At 43.3% G+C, this 16793-nt stretch carries 15 protein-coding genes; 3 read left to right on the top strand and 12 right to left on the bottom strand.

Going from position 1 to position 16793, the window contains the following annotated elements; translation table 11 throughout:
* The first annotated feature begins 84 nt into the window (after window positions 1–84).
* Window positions 85–1044, top strand: coding sequence for an AEC family transporter (locus tag HBL79_RS02690; RefSeq protein ID WP_035685871.1), 960 nt, complete (start codon window positions 85–87; stop codon window positions 1042–1044).
* Window positions 1045–1104: 60 nt separating this feature from the next.
* Here the strand turns inward: HBL79_RS02690 and HBL79_RS02685 are convergent, their stop codons facing one another.
* From HBL79_RS02685 to HBL79_RS02665, 5 genes are all read right to left on the bottom strand, one after another.
* Window positions 1105–2214 (bottom strand): Gfo/Idh/MocA family protein, encoded by a 1110-nt coding sequence (locus HBL79_RS02685; protein ID WP_035685874.1) that lies wholly within the window; start codon window positions 2212–2214, stop codon window positions 1105–1107.
* Between the two features lie 20 nt (window positions 2215–2234).
* Window positions 2235–3068 (bottom strand): carbohydrate ABC transporter permease, encoded by an 834-nt coding sequence (locus tag HBL79_RS02680; protein ID WP_035685878.1) that lies wholly within the window; start codon window positions 3066–3068, stop codon window positions 2235–2237.
* 1 nt (window position 3069) lies between these two features.
* Entirely contained in the window at window positions 3070–3948 is an 879-nt protein-coding gene (locus HBL79_RS02675) for a carbohydrate ABC transporter permease (protein WP_035685882.1), read from the bottom strand.
* A 178-nt stretch (window positions 3949–4126) separates the two neighbouring features.
* Entirely contained in the window at window positions 4127–5473 is a 1347-nt protein-coding gene (locus tag HBL79_RS02670; RefSeq protein ID WP_035685886.1) for an ABC transporter substrate-binding protein, read from the bottom strand.
* A 29-nt stretch (window positions 5474–5502) separates the two neighbouring features.
* Window positions 5503–6603, bottom strand: coding sequence for an ABC transporter ATP-binding protein (locus tag HBL79_RS02665; RefSeq protein ID WP_035685889.1), 1101 nt, complete (start codon window positions 6601–6603; stop codon window positions 5503–5505).
* 156 nt (window positions 6604–6759) lie between these two features.
* Here HBL79_RS02665 and HBL79_RS02660 point away from each other — a divergent pair, with 156 nt between their 5' ends.
* Window positions 6760–7476, top strand: a complete 717-nt coding sequence (locus HBL79_RS02660; RefSeq protein WP_035685892.1) for a FadR/GntR family transcriptional regulator — start codon at window positions 6760–6762, stop codon at window positions 7474–7476.
* On the top strand, window positions 7463–8530 hold the full coding sequence (locus HBL79_RS02655; protein WP_035685896.1) for a Gfo/Idh/MocA family protein: 1068 nt from the start codon (window positions 7463–7465) through the stop codon (window positions 8528–8530). Before HBL79_RS02660 ends, HBL79_RS02655 begins: the two co-directional genes overlap by 14 nt.
* A 64-nt stretch (window positions 8531–8594) precedes the next feature.
* On the opposite strand, the gene HBL79_RS02650 is transcribed toward HBL79_RS02655, so the two are convergent.
* From HBL79_RS02650 to aroC, 7 genes are all read right to left on the bottom strand, one after another.
* The gene (locus tag HBL79_RS02650; protein WP_035685899.1) at window positions 8595–10082 is read right to left on the bottom strand and encodes a carbon starvation CstA family protein; all 1488 of its coding nucleotides are present in this window, start codon (window positions 10080–10082) and stop codon (window positions 8595–8597) included.
* 170 nt (window positions 10083–10252) lie between these two features.
* A complete protein-coding gene (gene dnaX, locus HBL79_RS02645) occupies window positions 10253–12439 on the bottom strand; it encodes a DNA polymerase III subunit gamma/tau (protein ID WP_046097417.1) in 2187 nt (728 codons plus the stop codon).
* A 37-nt stretch (window positions 12440–12476) separates the two neighbouring features.
* A complete protein-coding gene (gene apt / locus HBL79_RS02640) occupies window positions 12477–13019 on the bottom strand; it encodes an adenine phosphoribosyltransferase (protein WP_035685904.1) in 543 nt (180 codons plus the stop codon).
* 82 nt (window positions 13020–13101) lie between these two features.
* Window positions 13102–14055: a lauroyl-Kdo(2)-lipid IV(A) myristoyltransferase gene (gene lpxM / locus HBL79_RS02635; protein ID WP_035685907.1), complete on the bottom strand. Its 954-nt coding sequence runs from the start codon at window positions 14053–14055 to the stop codon at window positions 13102–13104.
* Between the two features lie 10 nt (window positions 14056–14065).
* Window positions 14066–14830, bottom strand: coding sequence for a TSUP family transporter (locus HBL79_RS02630; RefSeq protein WP_035685909.1), 765 nt, complete (start codon window positions 14828–14830; stop codon window positions 14066–14068).
* 15 nt (window positions 14831–14845) lie between these two features.
* Window positions 14846–15691 carry a penicillin-insensitive murein endopeptidase gene (gene mepA, locus HBL79_RS02625; RefSeq protein ID WP_046097450.1) on the bottom strand — a complete coding sequence of 282 codons (846 nt, stop codon included), beginning with the start codon at window positions 15689–15691 and terminating at the stop codon, window positions 14846–14848.
* 8 nt (window positions 15692–15699) lie between these two features.
* Complete coding sequence (gene aroC, locus HBL79_RS02620) at window positions 15700–16782, bottom strand: chorismate synthase (protein ID WP_035685913.1); 1083 nt, start codon at window positions 16780–16782, stop codon at window positions 15700–15702.
* Between the last annotated feature and the right edge of the window lie 11 nt (window positions 16783–16793).

The following is a 16793-nucleotide window of genomic DNA, read 5'->3' as shown; positions in this document are numbered from 1 at the left end:
TGCCGTCTTGATTGCAGACGGCATTTTCTCACGAAAAAACACCACACTTTATTAGTTAAGTCATCACCATAAAGGAAAAAAACGATGCTTTTTATCACCGCACTTGAAAGCGTATTATCCATCGTCCTCATCATCGCATTGGGGTTCTATTTACGCCACAAAGGCTATTTTGCCGACAGCTTCGCCAGCAATATTTCTAAACTGATAATGAACATCGCCCTGCCCGCCTCGATTTTCGTTTCCGTCCTAAGCCACCTTGATCGACAGCGTCTATTTTCCCTCTCCGACGGCTTAATCTACGGAACTGCTGCCACATTAGTGGGCTATTTCATTGCGTGGCTAATGACAAAATGGCTCAAAGTGCGAGCAGGACGGCGAGGGGTTTTCATCAATACGATCGTCAATGCCAATACCATTTTCATTGGCTTACCCCTCAATATCGCTCTATTTGGCGACAACAGTATGCCTTATTTTTTGGTGTATTATGTGCTGAACACCGTTTCCACTTGGACATTCGGAGCGTGGCTCATTGCTCGCGACAGCAGCCAGCCCCAAACAAAGCAAAACGCCCGCTTCAATTGGAAAAAATTATTACCGCCGCCGCTGCTTGGCTTCCTTATCGCCCTACTCTTTTTATTGATGAGCATTCCAGTGCCGAATTTTATCCACAGTGCATTAAGCTATGTCGGGGCAATGGTAACGCCACTTTCCTTGATTTACATCGGCATCACGCTCTATGACGCAGGGCTGAAAAGTATCCGTTTTGACAAAGATACCCTCGCCGCCCTCATCGGCAAATTCGCCATCGCTCCTGCGATTATGGCAAGCCTTATTCTACTCGGCAACGCGTGGCTACCCCTCCCTAGCATTGAAGCCCAAACGCTGATTTTACAATCCGCCGTTTCCGCCCTTGCAATCCTGCCGATCTTAGCCAATCAAGCCAAAGGTGATGTATCCTTCGCCACCAATATTGTTACTACTAGCACATTATTATTTATTCCGATTGTGCCGATAATTGATGCATTATTAGAATTGTTAAATTAGTAGAGTCTATCCATAAAAATTTCTCCCATCTCAATAAGAGAGGGAGAAATAATCAAGTTGCTACCTTTTTTGTATGATTTCGCTTACTTCCACCTTACGATTTTCATAACGAGATTTTGTACAAGCATCCGCAGTGGCAATCGCCGCTCTTGCTGCCTCTCCTGTCAATAATTTCTCAAATTCTTGGCTTGGTTTCATACCGTGCATAATATCGTTTAAGTATTTCATTTCCTTACGCATTACCGAATTGAGCCACAACGGTGTGCGTTTGCCGGGGTGTCCATATTGAATTGCTCCGTCCATTTCGGTTCCCATATAAATACGCGTGCGGTCATCGTCTTCTTCTTGGCTTTCGTGGATTAAAAAATGGCTGTCTTTGCCGTTTACTCGCAATGTGCCGCCACAGTGGAACATATCCAGCTTAATCGCTCCTTTTTCCCCCTGAATAAGCACATAATGTTCCCCCCAGCGAAACGCCGATCCCCACTCTAATACCGCAAATCGCCCATCTTCAAATTCCATATTCACAAATAACATATCATCTTCATCACCAAATCCTTCGCCTTGATGAGCCACGTTACCTGCTGTCATCGTTACCGTTTTCGGCATTCCCCCCATTAAAAACTGCACGCAATCTAATTCGTGGATATGATGATACAAATGTCCGCCCGATTTCGACCGCACTTTCTTCCACGACACATTCGGTTGTAAATCTTCCCAACCATTGCGTGCGGTGTGGCAATAAAGCACCTTGCCGATCACGCCTTGATTAATCAATTCTTTGGCATAATGCACACCATTGAAGAAATTCATAATATGCCCTGCCATAAAAATCACGCCATTATCTTCACAAGCTCGCACCATTTCATCACAATCTTGATAGCTTAATGCAATAGGCTTTTCGCAAAAAACGTGTTTTTTATATTTTGCCGCCAGCAAAACAGGTTCTTTGTGTAAATAATTTGGCGTTGCTACGATGGCACAATCCACGTCAGGGCGATTAATCGCTGCTTCTAAAGAATGGGCTTCATCACAACCCAATTCTTGTGCAACGGCGGTTCCGTTTTCAGGATCATAAACCACCGTTACCCGTGCATTTTCGGTTTCATTCATAATTCTGGCTAAATCTGCACCAAAATAGCCGACCCCAATAACTGCATAATTTTTCATATTATTTTCCTCAATAAATGTTATTTGACTGAGCCTTCTGAAAGCCCACCTGCAATTTTGTTTTGAATAAAGGTGAAGAACAGCACGGACGGTAACACCACCAATACGGAAGCTGCCATCATATCGCCCCAATCTAAGATTTCCGCCCCGTTTAATGAACGCAATGCCACTGCCACCGTCATTTTGCTGGTGTCATTGACGAGAATGAGGGCATATAAAAACTCATTCCACGCATTAATAAAGGTGTAAATGGCGGTTGCCACAATGCCGGGTGCAACCAGCGGTAATACAATTTTAAAGAATACGGTGAATTTATTTGCCCCATCAATGCGTGCGGCTTCTTCAATTTCGATCGGTACGGTACGGAAAAAGCCCACCAATAACCACACCGCATAAGGCACACTAAATGAGAGATAGACCACAATCAGCCCTGTCATTGTGTTAGTTAATCCCACTTTTGCCATTGCGATGGAATAAGGAATAGCAAGTAAAATCGGTGGAAAAATATAAGTGGTAACCAACAATTTCGACATTATCGCACCCAATTTTGGGAAAAATCGTACGATACCGTAAGCTGCCATTGCCGAGATAATAATCGCAATCAGCGTGGTGATTAAGGCGATAAACAGACTATTTTTAATATTAACGATGAAATGTAAGTCATTGATAACGTGTTCAAAATAATCCAACGTAAAGATTTTTGGCAAGAACCTGGTTGGCTCGCTGGTAAGTTCTCCTTTGCCTTTAACCGATGAAATCATAATCCACACTAAGGGAAACACCGCAATAATCGTGGTGATAATGAGGAAAAGATGTGCGGCAATATCACCTAACATTGATTTTTTCGTTTTCATTTTATTCCCCCTCTTTTTCCCAACGGCTAATCACTTTGAAATAGATAAAACAAACTAACAGTAGGAAAAGGAACAACAGCACTGTTACCGCCGAAGAGCGTCCGAGCATTTTAGTTCCCCAGCCCATATTGTAAGCATAGATTGGTAATGTCATTGTTGAGTTAGCTGGCCCACCACCCGTGATGAGATAGATAATGTCAAAGTTGTTAAACACCCAAACTGTGCGTAACACCACTAATAATCCAATCACCACTTTGATATGTGGAAGTGTAATATGGCGGAACACTTGCCACGCATTCGCACCGTCAATCTTCGCCGCTTCGTATTGTTCTTGTGGTACGGTTTGCAAGGCGGATAGAACATTCACCATAATCAGTGGTGCACCAAACCAAACGTTAATAAACACCAAACTGATAAACGCCCAAGTGCTATCAGAAAGAAAGTGCGGTGCAATTTCCATCAGATTTAATTGCACTAAAATATTCGGCAAATAGCCATAAACGCCGTTTAAGATCCATTGCCACGAAAAGGCAATCACGATAGTTGGAAACGCCCAAGGAATAATCAAAAGGATTTTATAAAGCCATTGTAGATGACGAATGCGATGCAATGCCATTGCGAGGGCAAAGCCAACTAGCACTTGTCCCACGAGAGAAAAAAGTGTCCATAAAATCGAATGGGAGAATGCCAGCCAGAAATTAGGATCATTGATCACAGCAATGTAATTATCAAAACCGACAAACTTCCAATTCGGCATAATCAGATTTTTGTTGGTAAAGCTATAAAAGATGCTCGAGAGGAAGGGATACACAAACAGCACCGAAACCACAATCATCGCTGGCAACACAAAAATCCATCTTGTATAGTTTTTTTGATACATAAAGCCTCCTTCTCAATTATTGAGAATGTGCGTAGTCGTTTGTTTTTGTAGTCGTTTAAGTTCAAAATAAGACAAGGCAACAAGCCGTAGACAGTACAAGAGTACAGCAGGGCGAAGTAACGCAGTATTATTTTGAAATCAAACGACTATGAATCGGGCGGCGAACCGCCCCTAATTCTTATTGCGAAATGGTTTCAAATAAGGTGTTGAGCTGTTGCTCTGCTTTTTTCGCTGCCACCATCGGCTCTGTGCCATTCACCACAATATCTTGGAACATCGCTTCAATAATATGTTGGTTCGTCAGCAAGCCTGCATATACATTTGGGCCATACTCATAACCAATCGCAGAACCAAGATTCACCGCCTCTTGGATCACTTTCTCCGCGTGTTTAAATTCTTGGCGAATCGGTAAATCTTTATAGGCAGGGTCGTCATCAACGCCCGTAACCGCTGGCAACATTCCGACTGGCACGGCATTTAAGAACTGAATATAGCGATCTTTTTGGTAAATGCTTTCGATAAAGGCTTTAGCGATCTCTGGGTGTTTTGAGTTTTTCCATACCACAAGTGGAAAACTCAAGGTTTCAGACGCACCTTGCGGATCATTAATATTCCGTTTTGGTACAGGATAGGCATCAATATAAGGTAAAAGATCAGGTGAGTTCGCTTGCACCCCACCAATATGGAAGCCCGAATTGAAATCAAACGCTGCTTTGCCTTGATAATATAAGGTCGCTTGTTGCAAAATGTTGTAGTTTACGGCATCTTTCGGTGAGGTTTCTTTGTACATTTTCACCCAATAATTAATCGCTTCTTGGGCTAATGGGCTAGTCAAATCCACTTTATGATCTTTGCTCAACAACGTACCGCCACCGCTTCGGATATAAAGATCAAGGAAAATTGTTGCCACATAATCATTCGTTCCCATCGGCACAGAAAGCCCATAAACGCCATCTTTGGTTAAAGCTTTCGCCGCTTGATAAAGCTCTTCCCACGTTTGTGGCACGCTCAAGCCATTTTTCTCTAACAAATCTTTGCGAACCCAAAGCACTTTAGCGTGTGAATAAAGCGGAATGGAATAATTATTTTCCCCCACCGTCCCCTCTTTAATCGCATTAGCAGAAAAGCGATCACGCCCAATTTTATCAATCACATCATTAATCGGCGTAAGGGCATCAACATTGATCATTTCGAACACTTGATTCGGCAAGGCGGAGCTTAAATCAGGCACATTGCCCGAAGCTAATCCCGTTGTCCATTTAGTATAAAAATCATTCCACGAAAATGTCTCAATTTTGATCCGCACTTTTGGATTTTTCTGCATAAAGTCATTTGCGGCTTGTTGGATCACTTCTAAGCGTGGACCTTGTGTAAAAGAATGCCACATCGTGATATTGCCCGCTAATTCAGCAGGATCATTTGTTGCCACCGAACTCGCTACCTGTTTTTCATCTTTACAACCATTTAGCACTAACGCACCTAACACCACCGATGCGGCTACGGTTAATAATTTTTTCAGTTTCATAATTCACCTCATTGTTATCGGAGGAGCAATTAAAACAACGCTTGCTCGCTGATTGGATCAAAAAAATGTGCCCGTTTCATATCAAAGGCTAAGGTAATTTGTTGTTCCATTTCAATTTTTTGTCGTGAATGAACAATCGCTTTAATGGGTTGCTCACCTAGTCGGGTATGCACGATATATTCCGCACCAAGCAATTCCGCCACATAAACGGGAGCGGTTACCCTTGCATTTTGATAAGAGCCAAGCAACAGCGGTTCGTTGGTAATATTTTCAGGACGAATGCCTAAAATCACCTCTTGATGTTCCTTACCCAACGCCACTAAATGCTGCCAAATCTCGTCAGGAATGGCTAATTGCTGCTGATCTGCGGTCAAAAACGCCCGATTTTCCAACCGCCCTTTTAAAAAGTTCATCGTTGGTGCACCAATAAAGCCTGCCACAAACAAATTGGCTGGACGATCATAAATTGCTTTTGGCGATCCGATTTGTTGCACTACGCCCGCATTCATCACCACAATGCGATCCGCCATTGTCATCGCTTCCGTTTGATCGTGCGTGACATAAATGGTGGTGGCATTGAGTTTTTTATGAATGCGAATGATCTCCGCCCGCATATTACTGCGTAGCTTGGCATCAAGATTGGACAAAGGCTCGTCCATCAAAAATACTTTTGGTGAACGAACAATGGTGCGTCCTAATGCCACTCGCTGCCGTTGCCCACCTGATAAGGCTTTCGGTTTACGATCTAGTAAACCATCTAGCCCAAGTATGGCTGCCGCTTCACGCACTTTGCGATCGATTTCCGCTTTGGCAACATTGCGTAACTTCAAGGCAAATGCCATATTTTCATAAACCGTCATATGCGGATAGAGGGCATAAGACTGAAAAACCATCGCAATATCCCGATCCTTTGGCTCAACCTCATTGACACGGCGATTGTCAATATAAAAATCCCCTTCTGAAATGGCTTCCAGCCCTGCGATCATTCGCAATGTGGTTGATTTTCCACAACCTGAAGGCCCAACTAACGCAATAAATTCTTTATCTGCCACCTCAAGATTAAAATCTTTCACCGCCTCAAAACCGTTGCGATAGCGTTTATAGATATGTGTTAGAGAAAGTGTTGCCATAATCTCTCCTTTTGGTTTAATTGTTCAATTATTCACTGACAATGCCATTAAAATAAGTTACTATTTAATCAATTAAGAGATAAGACATCAGATGTCTTAAATTTAGATATATGATGTCTTATTCTGTACAATATTTCTGCGATAGAGATCACAAAAATGACAAAATCTGAAAAAAAAGTGAAAAATCTCGCTTTGCAAGAAGAAATTAAGCAACTGATTTTAGATCGTGGCTTAAAAGAAGGGGATTTAATGCCTACGGAAAATGAGCTAATGGAAACCTTAGCTGTTAGCCGTTCTAGCTTGCGTGAAGCGATTAAGTCATTGGAAGCCTTGCATATTTTAGATATTCGACACGGTGTTGGCACATTCATTAGCTCCTCTTCGCTCACCCCGATGATCCACAGCCTCGCCTTTCACACTCAGTTGCATTTGCAGAACAATATGAAATATCTGCTAGATATTTTAGATGTACGAGAAATTTTACAATACGGTTTTGCCCCTCTTGCCATTGCCCATATCAATGAACGCCACATTGAGGAATTACAGTCAATGAGCCTTGAGTTACAACGGCTTGCACGCAAAGAGCAATTTTCACTGGAACTGGAATATCAAATTCATCTGCAAACTTATCAAGCCATTCAAAACCCGTTATTACTGCAATATTTAGATGCCTTTTGGCAAATCTTTCAACAGCAAGAAGCCAATTTACCGCCGCCACAACTTTCACCAACAGATATTGCCTTGCAATATCGAGAATGGGTAGATGCGGTTGAAGCCCGAGAAGTCGATCGGTTTCAGCACGCCCTGTTACGCTATTTCCGAGCCTTACGCCAACGCTTACAACAAAAGGAGAAAGAAAATGGATCAAATTAATGTTGCTTTAGTCGGCTGTGGCTTTTTCGGACAACAGCTCGCCGCAATTTTTAACCAATCCCCAGCCAAACTCGTGGGCGTAACCGATTTGCAAATTGACCTTGCACAAAACTTAGCAGAAAAGCACCGCACTTTTGCTTACGCCGATTTAGCCAGCTTATTGGCTCAACAAAAAGTCGATTTGGTCTTGATTGCCACCTATAATCAAAGCCATCGCCAGCTTGCCGAAATCGCCATTCAACAAGGCTGTGCGGTTTTTATTGAAACGCCTTTTACCATCAACGCACAAGACGCAACGGATTTACTCCAACAAGCCAAAGCCAAAAATGTCCCATTGTTTATCGGGCATTGCTTGCGAGTATTACCCGGTTTACAACAAGCCAAACAATTTTTAACTCAGCAACGATTAGGTAAAATTACTGTTGTACGAGCCAATCGCCAACGTTGGATCAACCCAATTTATCAAAAAGATTGGTGGAAAAATGATATTCAACTCACTGGTGGTAAACTCTTTCACGAAATTCACGAACTGGATTTATTAGCGTGGCTGATTGGTGAGGTGGACGCTGTTTTTGCTCAATCCACCAATCGTGCCCACCTTGAAACACCCGATCATCACGACATTATTCAATTATTACTCCAATTTAAAAACGGCGTATTCGGCTCGCTGGAAATGGGTACAGCCTATCGCTTGCCTAAATGGGACATCGCTATTCACGGTGAACTAGGCTCAATGCTCATCAATTTCTTTACCTCAACCGTAACACTCACCTTTGCTAACGGCAACCGAGAGCATTTCAATATGTATAATGAATTTGAAGCCGATCTTTCATTGCGTGAAAGTAGTAAAGGCATTCAGAAATATGGGCAACCTAATGAACATTGCCCTTATTGGATGACCCGTGCGATTGAGCTTGAAGCCGAGAGCATTTTTCAGCACTTATTCGCCAATAAACCGAGTGTACTCAGCGAGTTGCCTGCAAATGCAATTTATATTGCCAGTGCGGCAATGAGATCAATGCAAAATAAATCTTTGGTTTATATTGATAGCTAAATTTCTCAGAAAAAAAACCGCACTTAAATAAATTAAGTGCGGTTAAATTTTTGCGTATTTTTAATTAGCTTTTAACAATTTCTGAATCAGGATCACCGTTGGAAATTGGTTTTAACAAAGTAAAGAAACAAATCACTGCTAATACTGTTAAACCTGTGCCAACCCAAACAGATACATCGTAGCTTAAGCCTAAACCGATTTTCGCGTAAGCAAGGAAAGTAGCTGATACCATTGTCATAAAGATCGCCGGAATAGTACAAATCCAGTGGAATTTATGATAACGGTATAAATAAGCCGCGGCTGTCCATAACATTACCATTGCGGTAGTTTGGTTTGCCCAGCCGAAATAACGCCAGATCACTTGGAAATCAAGTTTAGAAATAATGAAACCTAACACGAATAATGGAATTGCGATCATTAAACGTTTCACTAAGCTACGTTGATCGATTTTGAAGAATTCAGCAATAATCAAACGTGCAGCACGGAATGACGTATCCCCAGAGGTAATTGGTAAGATCACCACACCAAGTACCGCTAAGATACCACCAAAGTAGCCAAGCATATGGGTTGCAGAATCATACACCACTTTTGACGGTGTGCCTGCTGTGATCGCCTCATTCATTAATGCTGGGCTATCGTAGAAAGTTAAGCCTACCATACACCAAATTAAAGCAATTACGCCTTCACCGATCATCGCACCATAGAAAACAAAGCGACCTTCTGTTTCGTTTTCCATACAACGTGCCATTAATGGAGATTGTGTTGCGTGGAAACCAGAGACCGCACCACAGGCAATGGTTACGAAAATTAACGGCCAAATTGGTAAATCTTTTGGATGCATATTTTCAAAGAATTTAGAGAAACTCATCTCGCCAACCGTGTGGAATAAAGCTTTATCTTCAAACAATAAGGCAAATAGCATTCCGAAAGACATAAATAGCAATAACGCCCCGAACAGTGGGTAAATGCGACCAATAATTTTATCCACTGGCACTAAGGTGGCAATGATGTAATAACCAAAGATGATTGCCGTCCAAACTAACAAGGTGCTTTTCATTTCTAAGTTAAACATTTCACCCACATTATCCACCGTTAGGTTGGTTAATAAGCTGGCTGGTGAAATAACGAACACTACCCCAACAAGGATTAATAATACGAGGGCGAGTGCATTCATAAAATGCTTAACGGGTACACCTAAATATTTCCCTGCAAGGTTAGGCACAGATTGACCGCCATTACGAACACTCAACATTCCGCAGAAATAATCGTGGACTGCTCCTGCGAAAATGCAGCCAAAAACGATCCATAGCATTGCAACAGGCCCGTACAACGCACCAAGGATTGGACCGAAAATCGGACCCGTTCCTGCAATATTTAATAATTGAATAAGCCAGATTTTCTTTTTAGACATCGGCACATAATCCACGCCGTCTGCCATTGTGTGAGCAGGTGTTGCACGGTTTGGATTAATTTTGAACACACGTTCAACAATCCTACCGTAAATAAAATAACCGAGTAGCAATAAAACTACACAAGACAGAAACCATAACATAAAGAACCTCATAAAAATTTAAAGATAAAATTCCGTGCGAGAGTTTAACAAGAGTAAAATTTGTGTAAATATATTGTTGCAATTTCTGTGATCTTCCGCACAGTTTTTATTCATAAACATAGAGAGAAAACAATTAGATAAATAATAAATACCTATTTTTAAGCATAAATTCAAACTGGACGAATACTTTCTAGCTCCAATATGCCATTAAATTCTTCACAAAAACGTTGTAATTTTTCATCGTGTTGTAAAGCATTGCGGGCTTGTTGGCTTAGTTCGAGGTAGATTTTTTTGCGATGTTCCGTTGGAGTGAGTTGTGTGGAATGCGGGCTGGTTTCTACGGATAAATGAATTTCTTTACCGTAAAATTGGCTTAACGCATTTTGTAGCTGGGTTTGGAGTTTTTCGTTATTGAGGTGTAGCTTATCCTGTGCCAAGCCAAGGGTGAGCTGTGTTTCATCTTGCTGAAGAATAAAACTATTCATCGCCATTTGCTTTAACAAACCTGAAATGCCTAGCTGTTCGATGGTTTCTGTCCATTTATCCTGTGCTTTTGCCATCGTGAGAATTTTTTCTTTCAGCTCTGGGGTGCTGTTATCCAAAATGGCTTTACGGATCTCCGACGGACTGGCACTTTCTTGATCTTTTGCCATTTCGGGATTACGCCAATTCCAACGATAATTTTCATCAAGATTGATGTCTTCTTCATTTTCGCTGTCTGAGGAAAAATCATCCGAATTTTCCACCGCACTTTGATTTCTTGGCGGATTTACTGGCGTTGTCATTGCAACAGGCGTTGCTTTTTCTTGCGATACCGCCTGAGGCTTCGCTCGAGTAAATTTGCGTTCAACCACTGGCAAAGAGATCGCGGCGATATCTAACTGTGGTTCAGCGTTTTTTTTTTCTTGAATTGGCGTGCTAGAAAGCTGATCTAAGGCATTCAAGGCATCTAACGCAGGATTGCCTAAGCTTTGCACTGAAGAGGGTTCGATCGGCGATGGGATCGTCGTCGCCTGTGGCATAGCCGTGGTGGCATGTTGTGGATTTATCGGCTGAGGCGTTTTCCCTCGCTGTGCGATCCCTGCGGGTGAAACCACGGGCATTTCAACTAATTTGCCGTGATTTTCGACCGCACTTTTTCCCACGCCATTTATTTCCGCCGCTTTTTTCCCAGCCATATTTTGCACGCTACCATTTGTTGCACTACTTGTTGCCGTGCTGTTTTCCGTGCGGCTATGTGCAGAATTTGCTTGGCTATCCGCAATAGAGGCGGTATTTATTAATTTTGGGTGGAATGCAAGGGCACGTAAGAGAACCATTTCCGCGCCCATACGCTGATTGGGTGCAAACGCCAGCTCTTTTTGCCCGCTTACAATAATTTGATAGAAAAATTGCACATCTTCGGGGGAAATATGCTTCGCCAAAAAGCCGATATGGCTTTCATCGCTGATCTGCGGTTGTGGCAATAATTGGCACATCGCAATTTGATGTAGCGTTTCTGCCACCACTTTGAGCAACTCGAGCCAATCGCCACCGTTATCTGCCACCGCTTGAATGGCTTTCATTAAGGCTTCGCCGTTGCCTTGCTGTAAGGCATATAAAATCTCGATGGGCTGATTGTCATCAAGTAAGCCCAGCATTGTATTAACCGCTTCAAGACTGATGTTGCCGTTGCTCATTGCAATGGCTTGATCGGTTAAACTTAGGCTATCACGAATGCTACCTTGTGCGGCTTTAGCTAATTTTTCAATGGCAAGGCGATCAAAAGGAATTTTTTCTTGCTGTAAAATAAATTCTAAATGATCGGCGATCTGTTGCTGATCCAAGGCTTTCAAATGAAATTGAATGCAACGAGATAAAATCGTTACGGGAAGTTTTTGCGGATCAGTGGTCGCCAAAAGGAATTTCACATACTCAGGTGGTTCTTCAAGGGTTTTCAATAACGCGTTGAAAGAATGACGGGAAAGCATATGCACTTCGTCAATCAAATAGACTTTGTAACGCCCTTGCACGGGTTTGTATTGCACATTGTCAAGCAATTCGCGGGTGTCTTCCACTTTGGTGCGTGAAGCGGCATCAATTTCAATGAGATCGATAAATCGCCCTTCTTCAATGGCTTTGCAATGTTCGCATACACCGCAAGGCTCAGCGGTTACGCCATTGACACAATTTAACCCTTTGGCGAATAAACGAGCAATTGAGGTTTTGCCCACCCCTCGCGTCCCTGAAAACAGGTAGGCGTGATGTAGGCGATTTTCATTTAATCCGTTAGCAAGTGCTGTAAGAACAGGTTTCTGCCCTACCACATCGGAGAACTTTTGCGGTCGCCATTTTCTTGCTAAAACTTGATAACTCATTTTTGCTCGTTTTATCCTTAAAAATTAATGATGAGAATTAATGCCCTTCAAAATTAACCAACGAAAACGGCACAACCCCTAACTGGCGTAAACGCTGTTCGCCGCCAAGCTCAGGTAAGTTGATGACAAACGCGGCATTTTTCACTTCACCGCCTAAGCGTTCAACCAGTTTTACCGTTGCTTCCACTGTGCCACCTGTAGCTAATAAATCGTCAATAATCAAGACATTATCGCCCGCTTGAATTGCATCAGTGTGAATTTCAAGGGTGTCTTGTCCATATTCTAATTGGTAAGATTGTGCGATGGTTTCGCGTGGCAATTTGCCTGGTTTACGCACTAATACAAAAGGCACATTCAACGCTAATGCCACAGGCGCACCAAAAATAAAGCCGCGGCTTTCTGTGCCGATCACTTTACTGATGCCTTTTTCTTTGTACTCCGCCACGATTAAATCAATGGTCGCTTTGAACGCTTCTGGCACTTCCACAAGGCTTGTAATATCACGAAAAATAATGCCTTCTTTGGGATAGTTTGGAATTGATTTAATTGATGATTTAATCAGTTCTAATTGTTTATTCATTTTATTACCTAAAGTGCGGTCAGATTTTCGACCGTTTTTTCATAAAAAAGAGCGGCACGCATATTACCACAGATTCCGCCATTTAACGATAAATATCCGCACCATCTTTTCGGGTTTTTAGCAAACGCAAAATCCAAACATATTGTGCGGGCGTTGGGGTAACAAATTGCTCAATTTCTTTGTTCATTTCCCTAGCCATTTGAGCGGGATCATCGCTCATTGCCATTGGCGGGTGAATTTCCATTTCATATTTTCCCCGCTCGGCGTTATAGCGCGGAAACATAGGGATCACCACGGCTTTTGCCAATTTTGCCATTTTATTCAAGCCCGGCAAGGTGGCTTTATAAGTGGCAAAAAAATCCGCATATTCACTTAATTCTTCGCCATAATCTTCATCAGGCAAATAATACCCCATTTCGCCTTTTTTTACTGCATTAAGAAAGGGTTTTATGCCATTTTGTCGGGCGTGCATTTTGCCGCCAAAACGCTGGCGGGTTATTGTCCATAGCCAATCCACTAAGGGGTTGCGGTGCGGGTTGTACATTGATGTCATCGGCATTCCGTAGGTGTGCAAAATAATCCCCGAAGCATCAATCGCCCAGCCGTGAGGCACCATTAGAATAATGTTATGCCCCGCAGCTTTGGCTTGCTGAATATAGTCCAAGCCGATAAATTCGCTACGTTGTTGCAGATGTTTTTTAGAACGCAATGCAATTTCACCAATGCCGAGCATCACTTGGCTGACGCAAATGAACATTTCGTCAATCACCTTTTCCCGCTGAGCGTCCGTCCAATCAGGGAAACAATATTGCAAATTGACCCTCGCCCGATGGCGTTGTTTTTTCGCTTTTTTACCCACAAGCAAGCCGATTTTGGCAGCGAATTTATCCCTTAAGCAAAAAGGAAGCAATGCCAATAATGCCAACGCAAAAATACCGAGCCACACGCCCCAATATTTCGGCAACAAAAATGCCCATTGCCATTTCGCTTCATAGCCTACGCGGGCGGTTAAACGTACATCATCTTGTTGTGTCATAAATCCTCAATTAACCAAACCAGCCTTGATCATAAGCCATTTTTGCAGTCATTATAAACGACATTATCACCACCATTGGGCGTATGAGTTGTTTGCCTTTGCTCAACACCATTTTCGCCCCTAAATTCGCCCCAATCATTTGCCCAAGCATCATCACTAAGCCTGCTTGCCACCAAATTTGCCCGCCGATTAAGAATAATAAAAGTGCGGCAATATTTGAGGTGAAATTTAGCACTTTGGCGTGAGCGGTGGCTTTAGCAAGATTGAAACCGAGCAAGGTAACGAATGCCAAACTTAACAGCGATCCCGTTCCGGGCCCAAAAAAGCCGTCATAAAAGCCAATGCCAAATCCTGCCGTAAAGGCAAAAGTGGCATAAGAAATGCGTTTGTGCCGATCTTCATCCCCTAAATTTGGGGTGAATAAAAAATACGAGCCTATGGCTAGCACTAAAAATGGAATGACTTTTTTAATCAACGCACTATCCACTAACTGAATAAGGATCGTGCCAAGCACTGCGCCGATGAAAGTCATCAGCACCAACAGCCAAATCTCTTTTAAATTCACCGCTCTTTGGCGTAAAAAATACAAGCTGGCGGAACATGAGCCGCCACAGGCTTGTAATTTATTTGTGCCTAATGCCATTGCGGGGGGAATGCCCGTCATTAACAAGGCGGGAATGGTAATTAAACCACCGCCGCCAGCAATAGCGTCAATAAATCCTGCAATAAATGCCACACAAAACAAGATAGCAATAAAGCTTAGGCTGATTTCCATTTGTCGCTCCCTTTTTTAATCCAACCATTCACTTTGATTCGGGGCGTTGCTCACTTGCTGGCATAAAATTGGCTCAGGCGGACGCGTTTTGGGCGTAGCTGTGCCAGTGGACGGTTTAGCAGGCTTAAACCAAGAATATAGCTCATCGCCACAGCCCTCTCCTGCTGGAACGGGTGCTTGATTTTCACAGTAAGTCGCGCCTTTCGGACAAGTTAAACGGACGTGAAAATGTGAATCGTGTCCAAACCACGGGCGGATTTTTTGTAACCAGCGGCGATCGCCTCGCACCGTTTGGCACAATTTTAATTTAATCGCAGGATTGACGAAAATTCTCGCCACTTGTTTATCTTCCGCTGCGAGGCGAATTAAATTTTCGTGGTCTTCTGTCCAAAGCCGATCATCAACCCGTTGTTTTTTTCGATCCACCACCAATAAGCCCATTCCCGCAGGGTTTTGTGCGTCTTTAGCGGATAAACGCCCTAAACGTAACCAAATATCCGCATCAAGCCCCATTTGATGGCTGGCGTGTCCCGTGAGAAAACGTCCGCCTCCCGGCATTGCAATGTCGCCAATGAGCATTGTGGGAATGCCTGCGGCTTTCACTTTTTTCCCTAAGCGTTGCAGATAGGCAATCATATCTGGGTGGCCGTAATAACGATTTTTACTCGTACGGATCACTTGATAGCCCTCGCCGTCAAAAGGCAAGGCTTTCGCACCAATAATACAACCGTTGCTGTATGATCCCACAGGCGTTGGATCGCCCGTAATAGGGCGTTTCACTTTTTGCCAATATTCAGGACTAGCCAATGCGGTAGTTGCAGAAAAAATGCCACAAAAAAGCACCGCACTTAATAATTTCATTGCGTGTTTCATTTACATTGAGCCTTAAAACGTAATAAATGATCTAACAGCACAATCGCCGTCATTGCTTCCGCGATTGGCACGGCGCGAATACCGACACAAGGATCGTGGCGACCTTTGGTGATCACTTCCACGGGTTCATTGTTAAGATTGACCGAACGCCCTGCAATGGTAATGCTTGAGGTGGGCTTTAATGCAATGGTGGCAATAATCGGTTGCCCTGAGCTAATCCCGCCCAAAATGCCACCTGCGTGGTTAGAGCAAAAACCTTCAGGGGTCATTTCATCACGGTGTTCTGTACCTTTCTGTTCCACCACCGCGAAGCCATCGCCGATTTCCACCGCTTTCACCGCATTGATCCCCATTAAGGCGTGAGCGAGATCCGCATCAAGGCGATCGAAAACGGGTTCGCCTAACCCCACTGGCACGTTCTCCGCCACCACCGTTAATTTCGCTCCAATGGAATTGCCCTCTTTTTTTAAGTCGCGGATTAATTCATCAAATTTTTCCACCGCACTTTGATCAGGGCAGAAAAACGGGTTGCTGTTCACCTGTTGCCAATCGATCTGTGCGATATTTTCTACCGTTTTCGGATCAATTTTTACTGAGCCAATTTGTGAAAGATAGCCTCTCACTTCAATGCCAAAATGTTCACGCAAATATTTTTTTGCAATCGCCCCTGCTGCCACTCGCATTGCGGTCTCCCGTGCGGAAGAACGCCCGCCCCCACGATAATCACGCAAGCCATATTTTTGTTGATAGGTGTAATCAGCGTGTCCTGGACGGAAACGATCCTTGATTTCGCCATAATCTTGCGAGCGTTGATCGGCATTTTTGATGATCATTCCGATGCTCGTGCCTGTAGTTTTCCCTTCAAACACCCCTGAGAGAATTTGCACTTCGTCATCTTCTCGTCTTGGTGTGGTGTAACGTGAAGTGCCGGGTTTACGGCGATCCAAATCTGGCTGAATGTCCTGCTCTGAAAGTTCAAGCCCCGGTGGTACGCCGTCCACAATACAGCCCAAGGCAACGCCGTGGGATTCACCAAAGGTAGTTACGCGAAAAAGTTGTCCAATACTGTTTCCTGCCATTATTTTTCCTT

It is taken from the genome of Avibacterium paragallinarum (assembly GCF_011765605.1).
GTDB classification, from domain to species: domain Bacteria; phylum Pseudomonadota; class Gammaproteobacteria; order Enterobacterales; family Pasteurellaceae; genus Avibacterium; species Avibacterium paragallinarum.
Note: the sequence above shows the minus strand (reverse complement) of the source record. Positions and strands in the feature narration are given on the sequence as shown.

Bases quoted from the DNA above. Each gene is read 5' to 3' on its own strand.
- HBL79_RS02690 (WP_035685871.1), top strand. From the start codon at position 85: ATGCTTTTTATCACCGCACTTGAAAGCGTATTATCCATCGTCCTCATC.
- HBL79_RS02685 (WP_035685874.1), bottom strand. From the start codon at position 2,214: ATGAAAAATTATGCAGTTATTGGGGTCGGCTATTTTGGTGCAGATTTA.
- HBL79_RS02680 (WP_035685878.1), bottom strand. From the start codon at position 3,068: ATGAAAACGAAAAAATCAATGTTAGGTGATATTGCCGCACATCTTTTC.
- HBL79_RS02675 (WP_035685882.1), bottom strand. From the start codon at position 3,948: ATGTATCAAAAAAACTATACAAGATGGATTTTTGTGTTGCCAGCGATG.
- HBL79_RS02670 (WP_035685886.1), bottom strand. From the start codon at position 5,473: ATGAAACTGAAAAAATTATTAACCGTAGCCGCATCGGTGGTGTTAGGT.
- HBL79_RS02665 (WP_035685889.1), bottom strand. From the start codon at position 6,603: ATGGCAACACTTTCTCTAACACATATCTATAAACGCTATCGCAACGGT.
- HBL79_RS02660 (WP_035685892.1), top strand. From the start codon at position 6,760: ATGACAAAATCTGAAAAAAAAGTGAAAAATCTCGCTTTGCAAGAAGAA.
- HBL79_RS02655 (WP_035685896.1), top strand. From the start codon at position 7,463: ATGGATCAAATTAATGTTGCTTTAGTCGGCTGTGGCTTTTTCGGACAA.
- HBL79_RS02650 (WP_035685899.1), bottom strand. From the start codon at position 10,082: ATGTTATGGTTTCTGTCTTGTGTAGTTTTATTGCTACTCGGTTATTTT.
- dnaX (WP_046097417.1), bottom strand. From the start codon at position 12,439: ATGAGTTATCAAGTTTTAGCAAGAAAATGGCGACCGCAAAAGTTCTCC.
- apt (WP_035685904.1), bottom strand. From the start codon at position 13,019: ATGAATAAACAATTAGAACTGATTAAATCATCAATTAAATCAATTCCA.
- lpxM (WP_035685907.1), bottom strand. From the start codon at position 14,055: ATGACACAACAAGATGATGTACGTTTAACCGCCCGCGTAGGCTATGAA.
- HBL79_RS02630 (WP_035685909.1), bottom strand. From the start codon at position 14,830: ATGGAAATCAGCCTAAGCTTTATTGCTATCTTGTTTTGTGTGGCATTT.
- mepA (WP_046097450.1), bottom strand. From the start codon at position 15,691: ATGAAATTATTAAGTGCGGTGCTTTTTTGTGGCATTTTTTCTGCAACT.
- aroC (WP_035685913.1), bottom strand. From the start codon at position 16,782: ATGGCAGGAAACAGTATTGGACAACTTTTTCGCGTAACTACCTTTGGT.